Genomic DNA, 19,671 nt, shown 5'->3' with positions numbered 1-19,671 from the left:
AGGCGCGGTCGTCGTCCAGGTATGAAAATCCCATAGGGGGGTTCCGCTTCCGGTTCGGCCTTCCGGTGAGGTGTGAAGATGGCAACCCAAGCCGAGATCGCGGCGCACCTCGACCTGTCCGACCGCAGCGTCCGCGAGCTGAAAAACCGGGGTGTTTTCAGCGCCAACGGGCGCGGGCAGATGGATCTCGACGCCTGCCGGATCGCCTACATCCGGCACCTCCGGGAGCGCGCTGCAGGCCGCGCTTCGGATGACGCCGAAGCGGAAGGCCTCGACCTGACGGCGGAGCGCGCCCGGCTGGCCCGCGAGCAAGCGGACCACTACGCGATGAAGAACGCCGAGGCGCGCGGCGAGCTGGTCCGGGCCGGCGACTGCACCGCAGCGATGGTCTCGGTGATCGAGATGGCCAAGGCCAAGCTGATGCGCGTCCCGGCCAAGGTCGCCAAGTCCGATGGCCGCCTCAAGGACCGCATCGCCGATGCCCTGGAAGACGCGCTGGACGAGCTGAGCATGGCCCGCATCGAAGAGGAAATGGGCGGGGCCGGCAAGGATGGGGATGACGATGGCGACGAATGACGCGATCCATGTCCGCGGTCCGGTGCTGGCCGCCCAAGTCGCCCGATGGCTGGCCGCGTTGAAGCCGCGCCGCCGGATGACCTTGTCGCAGTGGGCGAACAGCCGCGCCCGGCTGGAGGACGGCACCCGCTACCGCCCGTTCCCTTTCCAGGTCGGCATCCAGGACGCCTTCACCGACCCGGAGGTGCGGCAGATCTCGGTGCTCAAGGCCAGCCGCATCGGTTACAGCCAGATCGTCAAAAACTTCATCGCCTACTGCGCCGATCAGGCACCAAGCCGGGTGCTGGTCTACCAGCCGACCATCGACGACGCCGAGGACTTCGCCAAGGACGACGTCGCCAAGTTGATCGCGTGGCCGGCGGTGCGCCGCCTGTTCTCGACCAAGACGCGGGACAGCAACAACACGATCCGCTCCAAGCGCTTCCCCGGCGGCTGGATCAAGATCAAGGGGGCGAACAGCCCGAAGGAGTTCCGCCGCATCACCGCCGACAAGGTGATCCTGGAGGAGGTGGACGGCTACCCCCTGACCGCCGGCATCGAGGGCGATCAGGTCGGGCTGGCCTTCAAGCGCTGCCTGACCTCGGACGAGCCGCTGAAGGCGGCGGGCTCAACCCCGACCGTGAAGGGGACGAGCAAGATCGAGTCGCTGTTCCTTCAGGGCACCCAGGAACACCGCTACGTGCCTTGCCCCTGCTGCGGCGAGATGCAGATCCTGGTGTTCGGCAACGGCACCGGGCCGGGCATCCGGTGGGAGCCGAAGGAGGTGCCGGCCAAGGCTTGGTACGTCTGCGTCAACGGCTGCGTCATCGAGGAGGACGCCAAGGCCGGAATGGACGAGCGCGGCGAGTGGCGGGCGCACGCCCCGCAGAACTGGCCGCATCGCTCCTTCCACGTCTGGGCCGGCTACAGCCAGTTCGCCGGGGCGTCCTGGCTGGAGATCGCGCGGGAGTTCGTCGCCGTCCGCAAGGACCCGAACAAGCTGCGCGTCTTCGTCAATCAGGTGCTCGCCGAGACCTACGAGGTGCGCGGCGAGGCTCCGGCGTGGCGCCAGCTCTACGACCGCCGCGAGGACTACCAGGGCGTTCCCGCCGGCGGGCTGGTCCTGACCGGCGGCATCGACGTCCAGAAGAACCGCGTCGAGCTGTTCGTCTGGGCCTGGGGCGCCGACTGGCAGTGCTGGCTGGCCGACCACATCGTGATCCCTGGCAATCCATACGAGGCCACGGTCTGGGACGAGGTCTCGCAGGCCATCCTGGGCCGCTGGCGCCACGCTTCCGGCGTGGAACTGGCGCTGTCCAAGGTCGGCGCCGATACCGGGTTCGCCACCACGCAGGTGGAGGCCTGGAGCCGCAAGCACCCCGGCTTGGTCATTCCGGTGAAGGGCGCCACCAGCCTCGGGGCGCCCTCCTTCTCGTGGTCGAACGTCCGCGAGGCGTCGCCCAACGGCAAGCGCCGGAAACGCGGTCTCCGCCTCGGCATGATCGGCGGTCACGCCCTGACGCTGGAGCTGTACGGCAAGCTGAGCCTCCAGCCCCCGACCGACGAGGAGCGGGCCGACGGCGCCGGGCATCCGGCCGGCTTCATCCATCTGCCCAAGCTGGCCACCGAGGAGGTGTGTAAGCAGCTCGTCGGCGACCAGTGGATGGAGGATCGGGGGGAGTGGAAGCAGGTCCACGCCACCGAGGCGCTGGACGGCTGGAAATACGCCCGCGCCTGCACCATCGCCATGGGCATGGAGCGCTGGACCGCGGCGCGGTGGGCCGCGCTCGCCGAAGAGTTCCCGCGGCCAATCGTCAAGCCCATCGAGAGCGGGGCTGTAGTTCCGATGTCGGCGCCGGCCGTTCAGCCCGCCGCAATTCCGGGGCCAACCGCCAAACGCCGCCGCATCCCAATGCCCAAGGCAACCTACGCCGACGATCCGTCTCTGTGAGGACCCAATGGCCGATCTCGCCACCCTTCAGGCCCGGCTCGCCGAGGCTGAGGACGCCTTGCATCGCCTGAACATCGGTGACCGGGAAACCCGGATCACCTACGACGGCAAGACGACCGAGTATGCCGACGCGCCGAAGCTGGAGCGCTACATCGCCGAACTCCGGGCGCGGATTGACCGCCTGTCCGGGAAGCCCCGCCGCCCGCTGTACATGAGCTTCTGATGCGCAACGCTGTCCAGATCCTCGACCGGCACGGCAACCCGATGCCCGCGCCGCGCCGCCGCGCCGCGTCCGACACGTCGTATGACGGCGCGTCGATGACGTCGCGCGAGCTGGCGTCTTGGCAGGTGCTGCCGACATCGGCGGACGCCGAATTGCTGCCCGAGTTGTCCACACTCGTGGCCCGTTCCCGCGACCTGTCGCGCAACAACGGCATCGCGGCCAGCGGCATCCAGGCCATCCTGGACAACGTCGTCGGCATTGGGCTTCGCCTGAATTCGACTCCCGATTACCGGGCTTTGGGTAGGGACAAGGCATGGGCCGACGCCTGGAGCGCCGCCGTGGAGGCGAAATGGCGGGCCTGGGCGGAGACGACGGATTGCGACGCCGCCCGAACCCTGAACTTCGCCGGTCTGACAATGCAGGTCGCCCGCGCCGGCCTGCTCAATGGCGAAGGACTGGCGTTGCCGCTCTGGCTGCCGAGCCGCGACAGGAAATACGCCACCAGCATCCAACTGGTGGAGGCGGACCGCCTGTCCAACCCGCTCGGCCAGCAGGATAGCGCCACGTTGCGCGGCGGCATCGAGATCGACCGATATGGCGCCCCGCAGGCCTATTGGGTCCGCAACAGCCATCCCGGCGACCTGCTGACCTGGGACCCCGGCCTCTATCAGTGGACGAAGGTTCCGGCCTTCACCCATTGGGGCCGGCGGCAGGCGATCCATGTGCATGACCGCGAGCGGACCGGACAGAGCCGCGGCAAGCCGTTGCTGAGTTCGGTCCTGGCGCAGTTCAAGACGCTGGACAACTACAGCAAAGCCGAACTTCAGGCGGCTGTGGTGAACGCGATGATCGCCGCGTTCATCAAGAGCACGGAATCGATCGATGACCTGAAGGAGTTGTTCGGGGGACCGGATGAATACCTTGCGGCCCGAGCCGAACACGCGGTCCGGCTGAAAGCGGGCGCGGTGCTGCCGCTGTTCCCCGGCGACGAGGTGCAGCCCTTTACCCCGGCCCGGCCCGCCGCGGCCTTCGACGCCTTCACCAAGTCGGTGCTGCGCCACATCAGCGCCGGCCTGAACATCCCCTACGAACTCCTGATGAAGGATTTCACCCAGACCAACTACTCCAGCGCCCGCGCCGCCCTGCTGGAGGCATGGCGATTTTTCAACGGCCGCCGTCAGTGGCTCGGCACCTATTGGGCGTCGCCGGTCTTCGAGCTGTGGCTGGAAGAGGCGGTGAACCTTGGCGAAGTCGAGGCCCCCGACTTCTACCAGAACCGCTACGCCTATTCGCGCTGCCGCTGGATCGGTGCCGGCAAGGGCTGGGTCGATCCGGTCAAGGAGGCGCAGGCCGCCAAGCTGCGGATGGAGATCGGCGTCTCCACCCTGGAGGATGAGTGCGCCGAACAGGGCAAGGATTGGCGCGAAGTGATGGAGCAGCAGGCGAGCGAGCAGGCTGAGCGCCGCCGGCTTGGCCTGCCCCTGTTGGCCCAGGCGCCCAAGCCGAACGGCGCCACAGTCGATCAGGCGACGCCCGACGATCAGACTGGAGACGAATGATGCTTCTGATGCCCGAACCCGGTCCGGCCCTGTTGGCGCCGGCCTGGGTGCCGCGCGCCGCCGCCGTGGTGGGCACGAGCGGTGACCCGCCCAAGGGGGCCGTTTACATCGGTGACATCGGCGCAGGAACGCGGCCATACGAGGTCGTCAACGGCGTGGCGGTGATCGGCGTCTCCGGCGTGATCGTGCCAACCTACTGGTATATCGGCTCGCCCTACGTCACCGGCTGCAATGGCCTGCGCCTGCAGCTCGCCATGGCCTTCGAGGACCCCTCCGTCCGAGCCATCGCCCTGGTGGTGAACAGCGGCGGCGGCCTCGTCAGCGGCATCGCCGATCTGGCCGACTGGATCACCGAGGCCAAGGCCGCGGCGGGCAAGCCGGTGGTCGCCATCCTGGCCGAGTTCGCTTATTCGGCGGCCTACTGGCTGGCCAGTGCCGCCGACAGCATCAGCGTGCCCCGCACCGGCGGCGTCGGCTCGATCGGCGTCATCATGGTGCATTGGGACCTCAGCGCCGCGCTGAAGGAGGTCGGCATCAAGGCGACGATCATCGCCGCCGGCGACCGAAAGGCCGACGGCAACTCCTATGAGCCGCTGCCTGACGAGGTCCGTGACCGCTGGCAGGCGGAGTGCGAGGACATCCGTCGGCTTTTCGCCTCCTCCGTGGCCCGATATCGCTCCGCCGCGGGCGCGTCACTCGACACCGACAGCGTCCTCGCCTCGCAGGCCAGGACCTGGGAAGGCCCGGCGGGGACGGCGGAAGCGGTCACGTCCGGCTTCGCCGATGCCGTGCTCGCCCCCGACCAAGCCTTCCGGGCGCTTCTCGACACCCTCACCACCTGATGGAGCTATCCATGAAGAACCTGTTCGCCCACCTCATGGGCGACACCAAGCCGGCTGCAGCCACGCCGCCCGCGCCCCCCGCGTCGCCGGAGGCATCCGCCCCGGAGAAGCCCGCCGCCGCGGCGCCGACTGGCGGGGCTCCGGCGGGGGAGGCCACCCAGGCCCCCGGAGACAAGCCCGCCGCGCCGCAGGCGTCCGCCGACGATGCGGCGGCCCGCGCCCGGCAGGACGAGCGCGCCCGTTGCGCGGCCATCTTCGCCGACCCCGCCGCCGCGGGGCGCGTCGCCATGGCCGCCACGCTCGCTTTCACCACCGATCTCACCGCCGAGCAGGCCGTCGCCGTTCTGAAGACGGCCCCCGCCGCGTCCACCACCACCGCCCCGGCCGGAAACCCGTTCTCCGCGGCGATGGGTGCGCTGGGCAACCCCGATGTCGGCACCGACACGTCGGGCGGGGATGGGGATGACCCCCAAGCCCTGGTCGCGCAGATCCTGAAAGCCGGCGCCTGACGCCGGCTTTCGCCTTTTCTGGAGAACCACGATGGGCATTTTCAAGCCGGGCGTCAGCTCGGAGAGCTACGCGCCGGACCTCCTTCTGGCCGGCGATTTCCCGCGCGTCACCCGCAGCGTGACCCTGGTGTCCGGACAGAACCTCGTCCGCGGCGCCGTCCTCGGCAAGATCACCGCGTCGGGCAAGTACGCCCTCAGCGCCTCGGCGGCGTCCGATGGCTCGCAGACCCCGGTGGCTGTCCTGGTGGACGACTGCGACGCCAGCGGCGGCGACAAGACGGTGGGCATCTACGAGAGCGGCGAATTCCTCGGCGCCGCGCTCACGCTCGGCGCCGGCCACACGCTGGCCTCCATCCGCGACGGCCTGCGCGACCTGAGCATCTACATCCGCTGACCGCCGGTCGGCCCCAGCCCCCGTGCGCCTCAGCGCCACGTCACAGGGAACGAGCATCATGAACATCTACGATACCGCCGTCCTCAACGGCGTGGTGCAGAGCCTGAAGCGCCCGAAGGCCTTCCTGCTCAACACCGTCTTCGGCACCATCCAGACCGAGACGGCGGAACAGATCGCCGTGGACATCCTGATCGGCAACCGCCGCGTCGCGCCCTTCGTCTCGCCGCTGGTGGCCGGCAAGGTGCTGACGCAGGACGGCTTCACCACCAAGCTGTACAAGCCGGCCTACATCAAGCCGAAGTCGGTGGTCGATCCGAACCGCGCCTTCAAGCGTCAGGCCGGCGAGCAGATCGGCGGCACGCTGAACCCGCAGCAGCGCCTGATGGCCACCGTGCGTGGCATCATCGAGGACCACGCCGACCAGATCACCCGCCGCCTGGAATTGATGGCCGCGGAAGCCCTGCGGCTCAGCCATGTCACCGTCACCGGCGAGGGCTTCGAGACCCAGGTCGTCAGCTTCGGTCGCAGCGCCGCCCTGACCATCGCCCTGACCGGCACCGACAAGTGGAGCGACCCCGCCAGCACGCCGCTGGACGATCTGGAGGCGTGGGCCGAGCTGGTGCACAAGACCGAGGGCGCGGTCATCAGCACCATCGTCATGGACCCGGATTCCTGGGCGGCCTTCCGCAAGAACGCCCAGGTCCAGAAGCTGCTCGACATCCGTCGCGCGGCGGGAACCCCGGTCGAACTCGGCCCCTCCACCTATGTCGGTGGCGCCCAGTTCAAGGGGAGCATCGGCTCCTTCGATATCTGGGTCTACAGCGAGTACTACGAGGACCCGGCCACCGGGACCGTCACGCCGCTGCTGCCCAGCGGCACCGTTCTGGGCTTTGGCCCGAACGTCGAGGGCGTGCAGGCCTTCGGCGCCAACCGCGACGAGGCGGCGGGCCTGCAGGCGCTGCCGATCTTCGTCAAGAGCTGGGTGCAGGAGGACCCGAGCGCCCGCTTCGTCATGAGCCAGTCGGCGCCGCTGGTGTACCCGCGCCGCCCGAACGGCTCCTTCGCCGCTACCGTGCTGTAAGGAAGGCTGACCATGAAGATCCGCACGCTCATCTCCGTGAAGCATGACGGGAAGCTCCACGCGCCCGGAGTGGAACTCGACGTGAAGGACGCCCTCGGCAAAGACCTGATCGAGGCGGGACGCGCCGAAAAGGTTCTGGTCGAGCCGCCGGCGGACACCGCCGAGACGGAGACCGGAAAGCCCGCTCCGGCGAAGAACTCCAAGGCGTAACAGCCAACCACAGGGGCGAGCGAAGGCGGCCCGTTGGCCGCCTTTCGTCGTTTGGAGGACTATCGATGTCCAGCCCTTTCCAGCGCTCAATCGACAGCGTGTTCCGACGGTTTGGCGTGGACGCCGCCTACACCCCGCCCCGCGGCGGCGCTCCGATGCCGTGCCGTGCCGTCTTCACCCAAGGCGACAAGGAATGGCGCTTCCGGGAGGCCGGCGCTTCCACCCCGGCCCGCATCGCCGAGGTGCGGGCGTCGGAAGTCCCGGTGATGGAGGAGGAAGGCACCCTCACCATCGGCGGGCGGACCTGCGTCATCGGCAACGCCACCCAGCCGGACGCCGACCGGCTGGTGTGGCGCCTGGAGTTGCAGTGATGCCGACCTCCGTCCGCGAACAGGTGCTCGCTGCGTTCGAAACGCTGCTGGGCTCCGTCACCGCGCCCAATGTGCCCGGCACCTTCGCCGTCTACCGCGGGCGCCGGAAGGCGGTTCCCGAAACCAACCTTCCGGCGCTGGTGATGCAGGCCTCCATCATCTCGCAGGACCAATTCAACGCCGGGGTGGTGCGCAACCTGGAGCGCGTGGCCGTCTCGGCGCTGGTCAAGGAAACCACCGATACTGCGCTTGACCAGGCGCTTGCCGACGTCTCAGCCGCCGTCCAGAAGGCCGTCGAGGCGGACCCGACCCTGGGCGGGCTGGTGGTGGACACCAACCTCAGCGAGGCCGATCAGGCGACGGCCAACGACGAGGGCATCGGGGGCATCGGCGAGGCCTTCCTGGCCTTCACCGTCGAATTCTGGACCCGCCCCGGCGACCCTTACACCGCGGCGCCCTGACCACACCCCACACACCGAGGACACTATGAACATCCCGGCCCATCGGGCGGCGGCGGTGGAGCCGACGCCTGCCGATTCCTTCGCGATGACGGAGGACGGCAAGACGGTCATCAACCTGACCGAACAGGAGCGCGCGGCCCGTGCCGCCGCCGAACAGGAGCGCGCCGAGCGCGAGGCCGCCGAGCAGGCGGAGCGCGAAAAGCAGGAGCCCGCGCCGGACGCCGCGCCCCCCGCCGAGCCGCCCAAGCCGGCCAAGGCCGCCGGATCGGCGAAGGCCACCACCACCCAGACGAAGGAGGCCTAACCCATGCCGCTTCGCAGCCGCAATCAGGCCCTGCTGGCCAAGATCGAAACGACCGAAGGCACCGACGCCAACCCCGTCGCTGGCACCGATGCCGTGCTGGTCGAGAACCTGCAGCACAGCTACAACCCGAACATCATCCAGACCAACGAGCACACCGGCAGTCTGGACAGCCGCGGCCCGATCACGGGCGGCATGACGGTCCAGGTTACCTTCGACGTGCTGCTCAAGGGCTCGGGTGCCCCCGGCACCGCCCCGGAATGGGGCAAGCTGCTGCGCGCCTGCGGCTGGGCTGAGACGATCACCTCCACCGCCGTCCCGGCCGCCGCCGAGGCCTGCGCGGCGGGCGGCTCCACCACGACGGCGGTGCTGGGCTCCTCCGCCGGCACCACGGCGCAGCAGTACCGCGGCATGCCCATCGTGTTCACGAACACGGTGGCCGGCACGTCCTTCATCACGGACTACACCGCGGGCAAGACGGCGGCCCTGGCCGACACGATGTCCGGTGCCATCGTTGCCACCACCTCGTACCAGATCCCGGTGAACGTCCGGTACGCCCCGGCCTCGATCAGTATCCCGTCGGTGACGCTCTACCTCTACCGGGACGGCAAGCTCCTCAAGGTGACCGGCGCCCGCGGCGCCGCCACGCTGGAGTTCACCAGCGGCGGCGTGGGGCGGATGCGCTGCACCTTCACCGGCATGTTCGGGTCGCAGACCGACGCCGCGGTGCCCACCACCCTGGTCTACGACAGCACCCGTCCGCCGATCTGGAAGGGGGGCCGAGCGCTGGTCAACCGCGCCAAGGCGGCCATGGCCTCGCTGTCCATCGACTTCGGCAACCAGATGACCAACCCGGACAACCCGAACGCGGCGGAGGGCTACGATCCGGCGATCATCACCGCGCGCAACATGACCGGCTCCTGCGACCCCCTGGAGGAGCTGGTGGCGACCCGTGACGCCATCGCCGACTTCCGGGCCGGCAACGCCCAGCCCATCGGCCTCAGCTACGGCACCGTCGCCGGGAACCGCATCGGTATGACCGTCCCGGCGGGCACCCACACCAACGTCCAGCCCGGCGACCGCAACGGCCTCGCCACGCAGGGGCTTCAGTTCGCCTGCACCGGTCAGGATGCCGGTGCCTTCCTCACCCTGTATTGACCCACCCCGGCCCGACACCGGGAAACCGATCGGCTCCGGCCGATGGGGCGTGAAAGCGCAGCGGGTGGCGATGTCGGCGCCACCCGCACCCCGCCCCTCAACCGACATGAGGTCTCCGATGCTTCCCGTTTCCACCAAGGACGTGATCCGCTTCACGCCCATCCTCGACCAGATCGCGCTGCTCGGAAAGCTCCAGGCGCAGGCCGAGACCGACGAACAGCGTGCCGCCTTCGCCGACCTGATCGCCAAGGCGCAGGGCGAAGCGGACGCCACTCCGCAACCGGTCTATCTGCTGGCCGTGCCGAGCTATCTCCAGCGCGCCGCGTGGCGCCGCGATGTCCGTGCCGCCGGGGCCATGTATCCGGGCGACGCCGAACTGTTCCGGGCGCTGAGGGACGACCTGCGCGCCTGCGCGCCTGCCAACCTGGACGAGTTGCTGGCCGTGGTGGACGAAGCGGAGACGGCCAGCATCGGCGATGTCGATCCCGAGGCGGTGGAGCGGCTGGGCGAGATCGACCGCATCGCCCGCGCGCTCGGCCGCCGCTACGCCGCTCTGGAGGGCGATCGCGAGTTCTTCCTGTCGGTGTCGCCGATCATCGCGGCCCGTCACTTCCTGCTGGGGTGGGAGGGCGTCAAGACGGCGGACGGCACCGACGCGTCGTTCGAACGCCGCGGCGGCCTGACCACCGACGAAACCTTGCAGCACCTGGGCGAGCGGGAGCTGCGATCCGTCGGCGCCAAGATCATCGGCCTGATGCGCGTTGGGAAGGATCAGGAAAAAAACTTCGTCTCGCCGTCGCAGTCGCACGACGGCCGGAAGCCTTCCCCGACGGAGACGAAGCTCCTGACGGAAGCGAATGGGACCTCTTCGGAGAGCGGTACCGGCGGAACCCCCGGTATCTGCTGAGCGAAGGGGATTGGGAGATGGTGCGTTTCTGGCGGTCCTTCCGGCCGGCGCCGGGGCGCATCGGCGGCATGGCGGCGGGCGTCGTGCCGGTGGCCGGCCATCTGCCCGAGGCGGGCGGCTACGGCGATCAGGCCGCGATCATGCTCGACGCCTTCGAGGTCATGAGCCGGGCCGAGGCGGAACTGGTGGAGGGCGAACCATGATGATCGTCGGCCGCATCCAGGGCGACCTGAAAGGCCTGCTGAACGAGCGGTTGGGCGAAATCGCCGACGCCGCCCGCGCGGCCGTGCGCGGCGCGGCGGAAGCGCTGCAGGCGGACCTGCGCGCCCAGGTCCGCGCCGCCGGGCTGGGCACCGGGCTGGAAAAGGCGTGGCGCCTCGACCTTTATCCGAAGAGCGGACGGAAGACGCTGCGCCCCGCTGGCCTTGTCTACTCGAAGGCCACCCGCCTTCATGACGCTTTCGACGCCGGCGAGACGGTGCGGGCGAAGGGTGGGAAGTGGCTGGCGATCCCGCTGGAGGCGGCGAAGAAAGCCGGGTTCGACCGCAGTTCGGAGCGAGACGACCTGACCGCCCGCCGTCCCGGCCCGGTCCCGGCGAAGTGGTCCAACGTCTCCGCCGCCGAAGCGCGTTTCGGCAAGCTCCAGTTCGTTCCGATCAACGGTGGCCGCCGCGCCCTGCTGGTGGCGGACGGCAAGGCGCGGGGCGACGTGCTGGCCCGCGGCGGCGCCGGCCGCGCCACCTCGATCCCGCTCTTTCTTCTGGTGCGGCAGGCCCGCGGGCGGAAGCTCCTCGACATCAGCGGCGCCGCCCAGCGGGCGCAAGCCCAACTCGCCGCCAACCTCTCCAATATCATCGGACGGTAGCCATGGCTGAGAAGAAGGTCAGTGTCCGCCTCGCCGTCGAAGCCGATCGGCTGGACGAGACCAAGCGCAAGCTGGAGGAACTGGGCGTCGCCATCAAGAGCGTTGGAAACGACAACAGCCCGGACAAGCTGCGCCGCCAGTTCGAAGCCCTGGAAGGCCGTTTGGACCCGGTGTCGCGCGCCACGCAGCGGCTTGCCCGCGATCAGGCAACACTGAACACCGCCCTGGCCTCCGGAGCGGTCAGCCAGCAGCGCTACACCGAGTTGATGAACGCCTCTCAGCAGGCGCATGATCGAATGATCGCCGGGCAGACTGCGGCGACTGCGAGCAGCGGCCAGTTCAAGGGCGCTCTCGGCAACCTCGGCCTGCAGCTTCAGGACGTGACGGTGCAGGCCCAGATGGGCACGTCTGCCTTCATCATCCTGGCGCAGCAGGGGCCGCAGATCGCCTCTGCCTTCGGCCCGGCCGGTATCGCGATCGGTACGGTCGTGGCGATCGCCTCCGTCGCAGCGGGGGTGATTTTCGGGCTTGGTAAGACGGCCGATGACACGGCCACCGCATTCAACGATTACGGCAAGGCTCTGGAATTCACGGCCAAGCTGCAGGACGAGCTTGCGCAGGCCACGCGTGGGCAGGCCGCTGCGATGGAGGCGGAAAAGCGCAACATCATCGAGGTCCGCAAGGAGGCTCTGCGACTGGCCGAGGCGCGCATGCTGGCCGCTCGCGCCGCCGCCGCGGACGAGGAGGGTGACGGGCTCCACACCGGCACCGGTATCAGCCAGAGCGCCCGGCAGTCGGCCGCCAACCGCCTTGAGGGGCGGTGGAAGGCCCTGCGCGATGAGTTGGAGATCCTGAAGGCGAGTGCCGGCGACTACAACGGCATGGTCGACCGCATGGTTCAGAAGAACCAGCGGGCGGCGACGGGCGTCACGACGTTGGACGAGGAAATCACCAAGGCCCGCCAGGGGATCGTCGAGCAGACGAAGGCGCTGGGGCTGGAGGCGGACACCTTCGGCAAGTCCAACGCGGAAAAGCTGCGTGCGACCCTGACGCAGCAGATGCTGGCCAAGGAATACAAGACCAGCGCCGACCAGTTGAGTGAGGCGACGAAGCAGACGATCAACGACGCCGTCGCCCAGCAGGACCGCATCGACAAGCTGGAGGCGCAGAAGAAGGCGCAGGAGGATGCGACGCGGGCCGGTGAGCAGGCCGCCCGTCACGCCGAGCAAGAGGATCGGAAGCGCCAGCAGGCGATGCGGACAGCGGACATCTACGTCGACCGGCTGCGAGGCGAGGCCGATGGGCTGGAGCTGACTGAGCGTGAGCGCTTCATCGCCAACAAGGCGTTGGAGCTTGAGCACCAACTGCGCGGCAAGCTGTCGCCGGAGGTGTTGGCGGAGTATATCCGGCAGGTGGAGTATGAGGCGGGAGCGCTCTACGACGTCACCGATGCCCGCAAGAAGAAGACGAAGGCGGATGAAGAGGCCGCCCGCGCACTTGATGCCTACCAGCGCGAGATGCGGACCGTCGCCACGGACATCGCCCGTGACTGGTCGGAAACCCTTTACGACAGCATCGTCCTGAAGGACAAGCGCGCGTCCATCGTGGACAGCTTCCGCGACTTGTTCAAACGGATCGCCATCGAGGCGATCAAGGCGAACATCGTCCTGCCGATCACCACGTCCATCGTGGGGAGCGTGCCGGGCCTGTTCGGCATCCAGTCCCCGGCCAACCAGAACGCCGCCAACCAGAACGGGGCCGCCGGGCTGACCGGTCAGGCCACCGACATGGCCACCAATTGGGGCATGTCCAAGGCCATGAGCTGGGGGGCTGACAAGATCGGCCTGACCGGGATCTACAACGGCGCGCTCAATTGGGCGGGGGAATCGTTGGGGCTTGGCGTGTCGCAGGCAGCCACCACGGCGGCCGCCGACACCCTGGCGGCAAGCGCCGGCGCCGACTTCACCGCGTCGGTGCTGGGCGGCGCCGGCGCGGACGCCGGCGCCAAAGCCGCGGCGGCGGCCACGCTGGCGGAGTCCAGCGGCAGCGCCGCGTCGGCGGCGGGTGGCGGTCTGTCGTCGGGCGGCGCGGCGCTGTCCGGCTATCTCGGCGCCGCCGGCGCCGGCGCGGTCGGCGGCACGCTGGGCGGGATGCTCGGCACCGCCACCAACAGCAAGGCCGTTGGCGGCCTGTCCGGCGCGGCGCTCGGCGCCGGCGCGTCGTCGCTGGCCGCCTACCTGGGTCTTGGCGCCATGGGCGGCCCGGTTGGGCTGGCGATCGGCGCCGTGGTTGGTGGTGTGATGGGAATGATCGGCACGCAAAAGGCCACGGTCGGCCCCAACGCCCAGGGCAACGTCGTCATCAGCGGTGGTCGCTTCGCGGAAGGGCCGTCCGCGGCGGACAATGGTGGCGACGCCACCGGGGTCCGGCAGGCCACGGCGCAGATTGCTGCGGCCTTCAACGCGATGGCGGACGCCTACGGTCTGAAGTCGCCGGACGGCACCTATGGCCTCTTTACCGGTGGCGACAAGGTGAAGGGGAACGGTGTCCGCACGCCCGAGGAGCTGATCCGGCAACTCGTCGGGTCCCTCTCGGCTGACGGGCTGGTTGGCCGCGCTCTGGGGGCGGACGTGGTGAAAGGCACCTCCGACCTGGAGCAGATCAACTCCTACCTGTCTCTGGCCAAGCGCATCGAGGCGACGACGACGGCGCTGTCCGAGCTGGACAAGTCGCTGGGGGGTGTCCAGAAGGCGGCCTTCAAGGCTGCCGCTGATGGGCTCTCCCCGCTGCTGGAGGAGATGAAGAAGGCCGGTGAAATCGGCGCATCGGCGGAGTACAAGGCGCTGGTCTCCGGGCAGGTGACGAGCCTGCTGGACGACATCGCCACCCCGCGGCAGTACACGGAGACCCAAACCGCGGTGGCGACCCTGACCGGGCAGCTGGCGGCCTGGAAATCGGTGCTGGAGCAGGTCAACCCCGAGTTGGCCAAGACCATCGACGCCATCGAGAAAAAGGGGCTGGAGCGCATCTATCAGGGCGTCCGGACCACCTACGACGCCAGCCTGAACGAGGCGCAGGGGCTGGGCTACCGGAACAACCTTCAGGGTGTCCGGGACTACTGGAACGCCCACGCCACCGACATGGTGCTGGCGGGACGGGACCCCAACGCGCTCTACGCGGCGCAGGCGCGGCAGATCATCGACGGGCTGACCGACAGCCAGATCGATGACGTCGTGTCCTACTTCCGCGATCTCGACCCCGTAATGGCCAAGCTGGCGGACAGCCTGCGCGGCACCACCACGGCGGCCAAGGAGGCCCAGAAGGCGGTGCAGGCCAATGCCGACAGCCTGACGGCATGGCTCAACGGCCAGAAGCTCGGGGACACCTCGTCCCTGTCGCCGTGGGAAAAGATGCTGGAGGCGCAGCGCCAGTTCGACGCCGCGATCTCCGCGTCGCGGCAGAACGGGGACATCGCCGGGGCCACGAAGGCCGCCGACGCCCTGCTGTCCGCGTCCCGGCCCGCGCTGGTGCTGGGGACGGAGGCCTACAGCCAGCGGGAGGACTGGATCACCTCCACGCTGCGCAATCTGGGCCACGAGTTGGGCCTGCCCGGCTTCAAGACGGGCGGTTCCTTCGAGGTCGGCGGCTGGGGCGGAGTGGACAGCACCCTGGTCCGCTTCATGGCGACGCCGGGCGAACGGGTCACGGTCACGCGGCCCGACCAGCAGGCGCAGGCGGCAGAGCGGACCGTCGTCGTGAAGGACAACAGCGATGTTGTCCGGGCGCTCAGCCAAGTGGTCAACGTCCTGTCCGCCAAGCTGGACGCAGTGACGGCCGAGCTGGCCAGCCTGAAGGGCGAACAGCGCAAGGGCGACAACCTCAAGCTGGCAGGGGCTGCATGATGACCTGGGGAACCTCTGCATGGGGTGCGGTGCCATGGGGCGTGCGGGGCTTTGCCGCCCTGCCGTCCCCGGCGGCCTTCACCGCGGCGACGCAGGACAGCGTGTGCGATGCCGTGTTCTTGGTCGAGATGCAGCCCGCTACCGGGGCCACGGCGACGGTGGAGAGCAAGTCGCTCACCTGGGGCACGTATCCGTGGGGCACGCTGCCCTATGCGCAGCCGGCGCCACCGTCGATCCGGCTGGACTGGTCGGATCGGGACTGGACCAGCCGGCCGGACGACGGGCGGGCCAACATCCACTTTGAAGGCCGGGTGGAGCCGCCGCAGTTCGACCGGTCCATCCCCATCGTGCCGGGGTCGGGCCGGGCGGCGGTGTCCATCGGCGAGCTGGTGGCGGTCAACGCTGATGGAATCTACGACAGTTACCCGGACGCCTACGCCATCGATGCGACACCGGTCAGAGTCGCCGTTCTGCCGAAGCGGTCCAGCCGCTACAGCGAGGCGGCCACCGTGTTTCAGGGTCAGGGCCTGGACTGGTGGGCAGACGGGAGCCTGCATGTTCGGATGCGGGATGCCGGGTACCTGCTCGACGTCCCGCTGCTGACCCTCTACGGCGGGACCGGCGGTGCGGATGGTGGCGCCGAGCTGGCCGGCAAACCGATCCGGCAGACCTATGGCCTGTGCCGTGGCGTGTCCGGCGATCTGGTCGACGCCGCGCGGCTGATCTACCGGTGCCACGACCGGCTGATGCAGGCCGTGGATGCCGTCTACATCAAGGGCGCCCCGGTGACCTGGAACGGCACCACCTACAGCAGCTACGCCGCCCTGGCCGCCGCGTCTGTAGCATCAGGGCAGTATGCGAAGTGGCTCGGCTCGGACGGGTCCGGCTGGAGGCTCGGGACCGGGCCGGACGGCACGCCCACCGCCGACGTCCGTGGCGATGCGGTCGGCGGTTACGTCTCCGACACCGCGGGCGTGATCCGGCGGCTTCTGGAGCGGGGCGTCCCGACCTCGGCCCTGGCGCTGTCCAGCTTCGCCAGCATGGCGGGCTACCTGCCGGGCGTGATCGGCTACCACGTCGCCGCGCAGAAGGACATCAGCGCCGCCGCGACGGAGGTGGCGGTGGCCGCCGCCGCGTGGTGGGGCGATGCCGGGGACGGTCTGCTGTCGGTCGGCCGGCTGGCCGCGCCGGTCGGCGGCGGGCTGTCCTTCGGTGAGGAGCAGATCCTCGCCGAGCCGGAGCCCATGGCGCTTCCCGGCGCCATCGGCCCCTGTGTCTGGCGGGTGGAGGCGGGGTACCGGCGGAACTGGACGCCGCTGTCGGGGACGGACATCGCCCCGGTGCCTACCATCGCCACGGAGCAGCGACGCCAAGAACTGGCCGACCAGTCCCGGCGCACGGCGGTCGGGCTGGTGGAGCGGCAGGCGCGCAACCAGCTCGCCCAGCCGCTCACCGTCGAGACGCTCTTCGACAACGAGACCGACGCCGCCACCCTCTGCAACAACCTGCTGACGCTCTACGCCGCCGGTCGCCGCTACTACCGGGTCCCGGTCGGCATGGCCGGCTACCTGCCGCGTCTCGGCGACACAATCAGCGTCACGTGGCCGCGCTGGGGACTGGCCGGCGGCCGGGCTCTGCGCGTCGTCGGGCAGCGTGCGCAGGGGCGCCGCGTCGATCTTCTCTGCTTCGGCTAATCGAGGCCAAACGAATCGGAGGTGCCGCATGGGCGGCTTGGTTGATATCCCGCTGAGCCGCCTGTCGGTGGCTCGGACGGGCACGGCTACGCGCGTCAACAGCGCGGGCGTGATCGAGACGGTGGCGGCCAACATGCCGCGCATCAGCAGCATTTACGGGACGGTCCTGCCCGGCGGATCGTGGGACAGCAACGCCGCCGCCGGACTGAACAGGGCGACCAACACCGAAACCTTCGCGTCCGGCTGGGGGACCACCGGCGCCACCATCGTCACGACCACCGTCCCGGCGCTCGCAGGAGGCCTGTTCCGTAAGATCGCAGAAACCGCGACCACGGGGTTGCACGCCATCGTGCAGGCGACTGGCTCGTACGCCGTGGGCCAGCTCGTCACCGTGTCGGTCTTCGCCAAGGCGGCGGAGCGCAGCCAAATCGCGATCACGCAATTCGGCGAGCCGTACGCGGCGTTCGACTTGTCCAGCGGCAGCGTGATCCTGTCGTCGGGCCTGCCCTGCGGATGCGTCGATTACGGCGGCGGCATCTGGCGGTGCTGGGTGACCTTCACGAAGACCGGGAGCTCCGGCGACACCTACATCCTGCCTTGGGCCGGCGGGCCGACCTACGCTGGTGCCGCCGGCTCTGGCGTGCTGGTCTGGGGCGTGAAGGTCGAGGCCGGGGGGCTCGCCGGCTACGTGCCGGAGCAGCCTGTCAGCGCCGGGCTGCTCGTGGAGGAGGTCCGTACCAACCTCCTGCCCGCATCGGGTGCGATCTATGCGGCGCCCTGGTCGGCCAGCAATGGCGTGGGCGGGGTCACCGCGACCGCGACCGGCACCGCCCCCGATGGCGCCGGGCAATGGGCGCAACTCACCGCCGGATCGGCAGGCGGCGACTGGCGGGTCAGCGGGTCCGCTGTGTCTGGTGGGGCTCGGGTAACGGGAAGCATCTATGCTCAGCGGGGCAATCAGCCGCTCGCGCGGTGGCAGCTGCATCTCATTGGAGGCGCCACGACGGGCCGCGCAGTGAGCTACAACTTCGACACCGGGGCGGTATCCGCAGACCCCGGCGTGACTGTGACGGTCACCCCAGCGGCTGGTGGCGCGGTGCGCATCGCCGCGACATTCACGGACGACGGCGACTCCGGCACGGTCACGCCGTACCTGCTTCTCCACACCAGCCTGACGGCAGGCGACACGACGCTCTATTGGGGCGCGCAGGTCGAAGTCGGGGGATGGGCGTCCAGCTACATCCCGACGACCGCGGCGGCGGCCACGCGCGGCGCTGATGACGTGACGATGCCAGCGGGGGCGTGGTGGTCGGCCACGGCCGGGACCTTCGTTGTGCGCGCCTGCCTCAGCGCCCGCAACACCTCTGTGCTGCAGGGCATCGCGCGCATCGATGACGGCACGAGCGCCAACAACATCCGGTTCCGCGTCACCACCAGCGGCGGGTTCCAGTATGCCGTGACTGCGGCCGGCGCAACGGTCGCGGCGAACACCGCCTCCGACACGGTCGTGGCGGGGTCGCCATTTCGGGTCGGCGTTGCCTTTGAGGCTGGAGCGCAGCGGGGCGCCCTGAATGGTGCGTTGCTGACGGCAACAGCCGGCGCTCTGCCGAGCGGCCTGACGACGCTGCGGCTGGGGCAGGACATCGGGGCCGGCTACCTCAACGGCCATATCCTGCGCCTGGAATACGCCCCGCGGCGGCTGTCCGATGTCGATCTGCAGGCCGTCACGGCCGGGGGCGCGCTGCCGGTGGTAGAGACGGTCCCAGCAAAGGGAAACTGCCTGCTGTCCTGGGTCAATCTGGCCCAGCGCTCGGCCACCACGGTCGCCAGCACCTCGTCGGCGGCTGGCCTGGGGCCGGACCGCCTGAAGGACCCACAGGTCAGGCGACGGATGCGCACCGGTCCGGGAGCGATCACGGTGTCGCTTCCCGTCGATCTGGGCAGCACACAGGAGGTCGGCGTCCTGGCGCTGCTCCAGCCCGACGACGCCGGGTGGATCGATGCGGACGGTGAGGCGGTGGGATATCTGGACCCCACCTCCGACACGATCCGGCACCGACTGGATGCCGCGACCACCGGCACCGGGGCGCTGTACGACAGCCTGTACTACCGCCCGTCCGACTATCTGGTGGATACGCTCGACCTGCACTTTGCGGCTCAATCGTACCGGGAATTCCAGAACGGGCTCGGCTCCGGCGTCGTGCGCGGCTACGGGCTTCATGCCCACATCCTCCCCGCCGCGGTGCAGGCCCGGTACTGGCAGCCAGACGTCGCCTTCCCGTCTCTGGGCACAACGCCGGGCTATCTGGACCTTGGCTTGCTGTGGGCCGGGCCCGCGTTCCGACCGTCCCGCAACTTCGTCTACGAGTGGGGCGACCGGTGGGACGACCTCTCCGACGTGACGGAGGTCCGGCGCAGCGGTCAGGAGTTCGTGGATCGCGGCCCGAAAAAGCGAGTCCTGACCTTCGCTTTCAAGTCCTTGACCGAGCCGGAGGCCAAGGTCGCCATGACCGAGCTGGGCCGCATCGCGGGCACGTCCCGTCAGGTGCTTTTCATCCAGGAGCCCAACGGCCCGTACATGGGCCGCCAAGCCATCATCGGGCGCCTCGTGGAGGTAAGCCCGATCACCCAGACGAACTTCGTGCAATTCGAGCGGGTCTTCCAGATCCGCCAATCCCTGTGAGGACG

At 69.4% G+C, this 19,671-nt stretch carries 19 protein-coding genes; all 19 read left to right on the top strand.

Annotated features, from left to right (window positions below; genetic code table 11):
* Positions 1-78 precede the first annotated feature (78 nt).
* Positions 79-576, top strand: a complete 498-nt coding sequence (locus TSH58p_RS22870) for a hypothetical protein (RefSeq protein ID WP_109068367.1) — start codon at positions 79-81, stop codon at positions 574-576.
* Positions 563-2,506, top strand: a complete 1,944-nt coding sequence (locus TSH58p_RS22865; RefSeq protein ID WP_158282559.1) for a phage terminase large subunit family protein — start codon at positions 563-565, stop codon at positions 2,504-2,506. The genes TSH58p_RS22870 and TSH58p_RS22865 overlap by 14 nt, the downstream gene beginning before the upstream one ends.
* Positions 2,507-2,513: 7 nt before the next feature.
* Positions 2,514-2,729, top strand: coding sequence for a gpW family head-tail joining protein (gene gpW, locus TSH58p_RS22860; RefSeq protein ID WP_109068369.1), 216 nt, complete (start codon positions 2,514-2,516; stop codon positions 2,727-2,729).
* Positions 2,729-4,288 (top strand): phage portal protein, encoded by a 1,560-nt coding sequence (locus TSH58p_RS22855; protein ID WP_199230028.1) that lies wholly within the window; start codon positions 2,729-2,731, stop codon positions 4,286-4,288. Before gpW ends, TSH58p_RS22855 begins: the two co-directional genes overlap by 1 nt.
* 8 nt (positions 4,289-4,296) lie before the next feature.
* A complete protein-coding gene (locus TSH58p_RS22850; RefSeq protein ID WP_158282560.1) occupies positions 4,297-5,130 on the top strand; it encodes a S49 family peptidase in 834 nt (277 codons plus the stop codon).
* Between the two features lie 11 nt (positions 5,131-5,141).
* Positions 5,142-5,639, top strand: coding sequence for a hypothetical protein (locus TSH58p_RS22845; protein ID WP_109469441.1), 498 nt, complete (start codon positions 5,142-5,144; stop codon positions 5,637-5,639).
* Between the two features lie 31 nt (positions 5,640-5,670).
* Positions 5,671-6,033: a head decoration protein gene (locus TSH58p_RS22840; protein ID WP_109068372.1), complete on the top strand. Its 363-nt coding sequence runs from the start codon at positions 5,671-5,673 to the stop codon at positions 6,031-6,033.
* A 58-nt stretch (positions 6,034-6,091) separates the two neighbouring features.
* Positions 6,092-7,114 carry a major capsid protein gene (locus tag TSH58p_RS22835; protein WP_109068373.1) on the top strand — a complete coding sequence of 341 codons (1,023 nt, stop codon included), beginning with the start codon at positions 6,092-6,094 and terminating at the stop codon, positions 7,112-7,114.
* Between the two features lie 12 nt (positions 7,115-7,126).
* Positions 7,127-7,324, top strand: a complete 198-nt coding sequence (locus TSH58p_RS22830) for a hypothetical protein (RefSeq protein WP_109068374.1) — start codon at positions 7,127-7,129, stop codon at positions 7,322-7,324.
* 65 nt (positions 7,325-7,389) lie between these two features.
* Entirely contained in the window at positions 7,390-7,695 is a 306-nt protein-coding gene (locus tag TSH58p_RS22825) for a hypothetical protein (RefSeq protein ID WP_109068375.1), read from the top strand.
* Positions 7,695-8,156 (top strand): hypothetical protein, encoded by a 462-nt coding sequence (locus TSH58p_RS22820; protein ID WP_109068376.1) that lies wholly within the window; start codon positions 7,695-7,697, stop codon positions 8,154-8,156. Before TSH58p_RS22825 ends, TSH58p_RS22820 begins: the two co-directional genes overlap by 1 nt.
* A 25-nt stretch (positions 8,157-8,181) precedes the next feature.
* The gene (locus tag TSH58p_RS22815) at positions 8,182-8,460 is read left to right on the top strand and encodes a hypothetical protein (RefSeq protein WP_109068377.1); all 279 of its coding nucleotides are present in this window, start codon (positions 8,182-8,184) and stop codon (positions 8,458-8,460) included.
* A 3-nt stretch (positions 8,461-8,463) separates the two neighbouring features.
* Positions 8,464-9,615: a hypothetical protein gene (locus tag TSH58p_RS22810; RefSeq protein ID WP_109068378.1), complete on the top strand. Its 1,152-nt coding sequence runs from the start codon at positions 8,464-8,466 to the stop codon at positions 9,613-9,615.
* Between the two features lie 118 nt (positions 9,616-9,733).
* Complete coding sequence (locus TSH58p_RS22805; RefSeq protein ID WP_109068379.1) at positions 9,734-10,522, top strand: hypothetical protein; 789 nt, start codon at positions 9,734-9,736, stop codon at positions 10,520-10,522.
* Positions 10,523-10,539: 17 nt separating this feature from the next.
* The gene (locus TSH58p_RS22800) at positions 10,540-10,725 is read left to right on the top strand and encodes a hypothetical protein (protein WP_109068380.1); all 186 of its coding nucleotides are present in this window, start codon (positions 10,540-10,542) and stop codon (positions 10,723-10,725) included.
* Positions 10,722-11,387, top strand: coding sequence for a DUF6441 family protein (locus TSH58p_RS22795; protein ID WP_109068381.1), 666 nt, complete (start codon positions 10,722-10,724; stop codon positions 11,385-11,387). Before TSH58p_RS22800 ends, TSH58p_RS22795 begins: the two co-directional genes overlap by 4 nt.
* A gap of 2 nt (positions 11,388-11,389) precedes the next feature.
* The gene (locus TSH58p_RS22790) at positions 11,390-15,289 is read left to right on the top strand and encodes a phage tail length tape measure family protein (protein ID WP_109068382.1); all 3,900 of its coding nucleotides are present in this window, start codon (positions 11,390-11,392) and stop codon (positions 15,287-15,289) included.
* 41 nt (positions 15,290-15,330) lie between these two features.
* Positions 15,331-16,983 (top strand): hypothetical protein, encoded by a 1,653-nt coding sequence (locus TSH58p_RS22785; RefSeq protein ID WP_247873857.1) that lies wholly within the window; start codon positions 15,331-15,333, stop codon positions 16,981-16,983.
* A gap of 28 nt (positions 16,984-17,011) precedes the next feature.
* Positions 17,012-19,666, top strand: a complete 2,655-nt coding sequence (locus TSH58p_RS22780; protein ID WP_109068383.1) for a hypothetical protein — start codon at positions 17,012-17,014, stop codon at positions 19,664-19,666.
* Positions 19,667-19,671 lie beyond the last annotated feature (5 nt).

This window comes from Azospirillum sp. TSH58, assembly GCF_003119115.1.
In the GTDB taxonomy this organism is placed as follows: Bacteria; Pseudomonadota; Alphaproteobacteria; order Azospirillales; family Azospirillaceae; genus Azospirillum.
The sequence above is the reverse complement of the archived record's forward strand: the minus strand, read 5'-3'. Positions and strand labels throughout refer to the sequence as shown.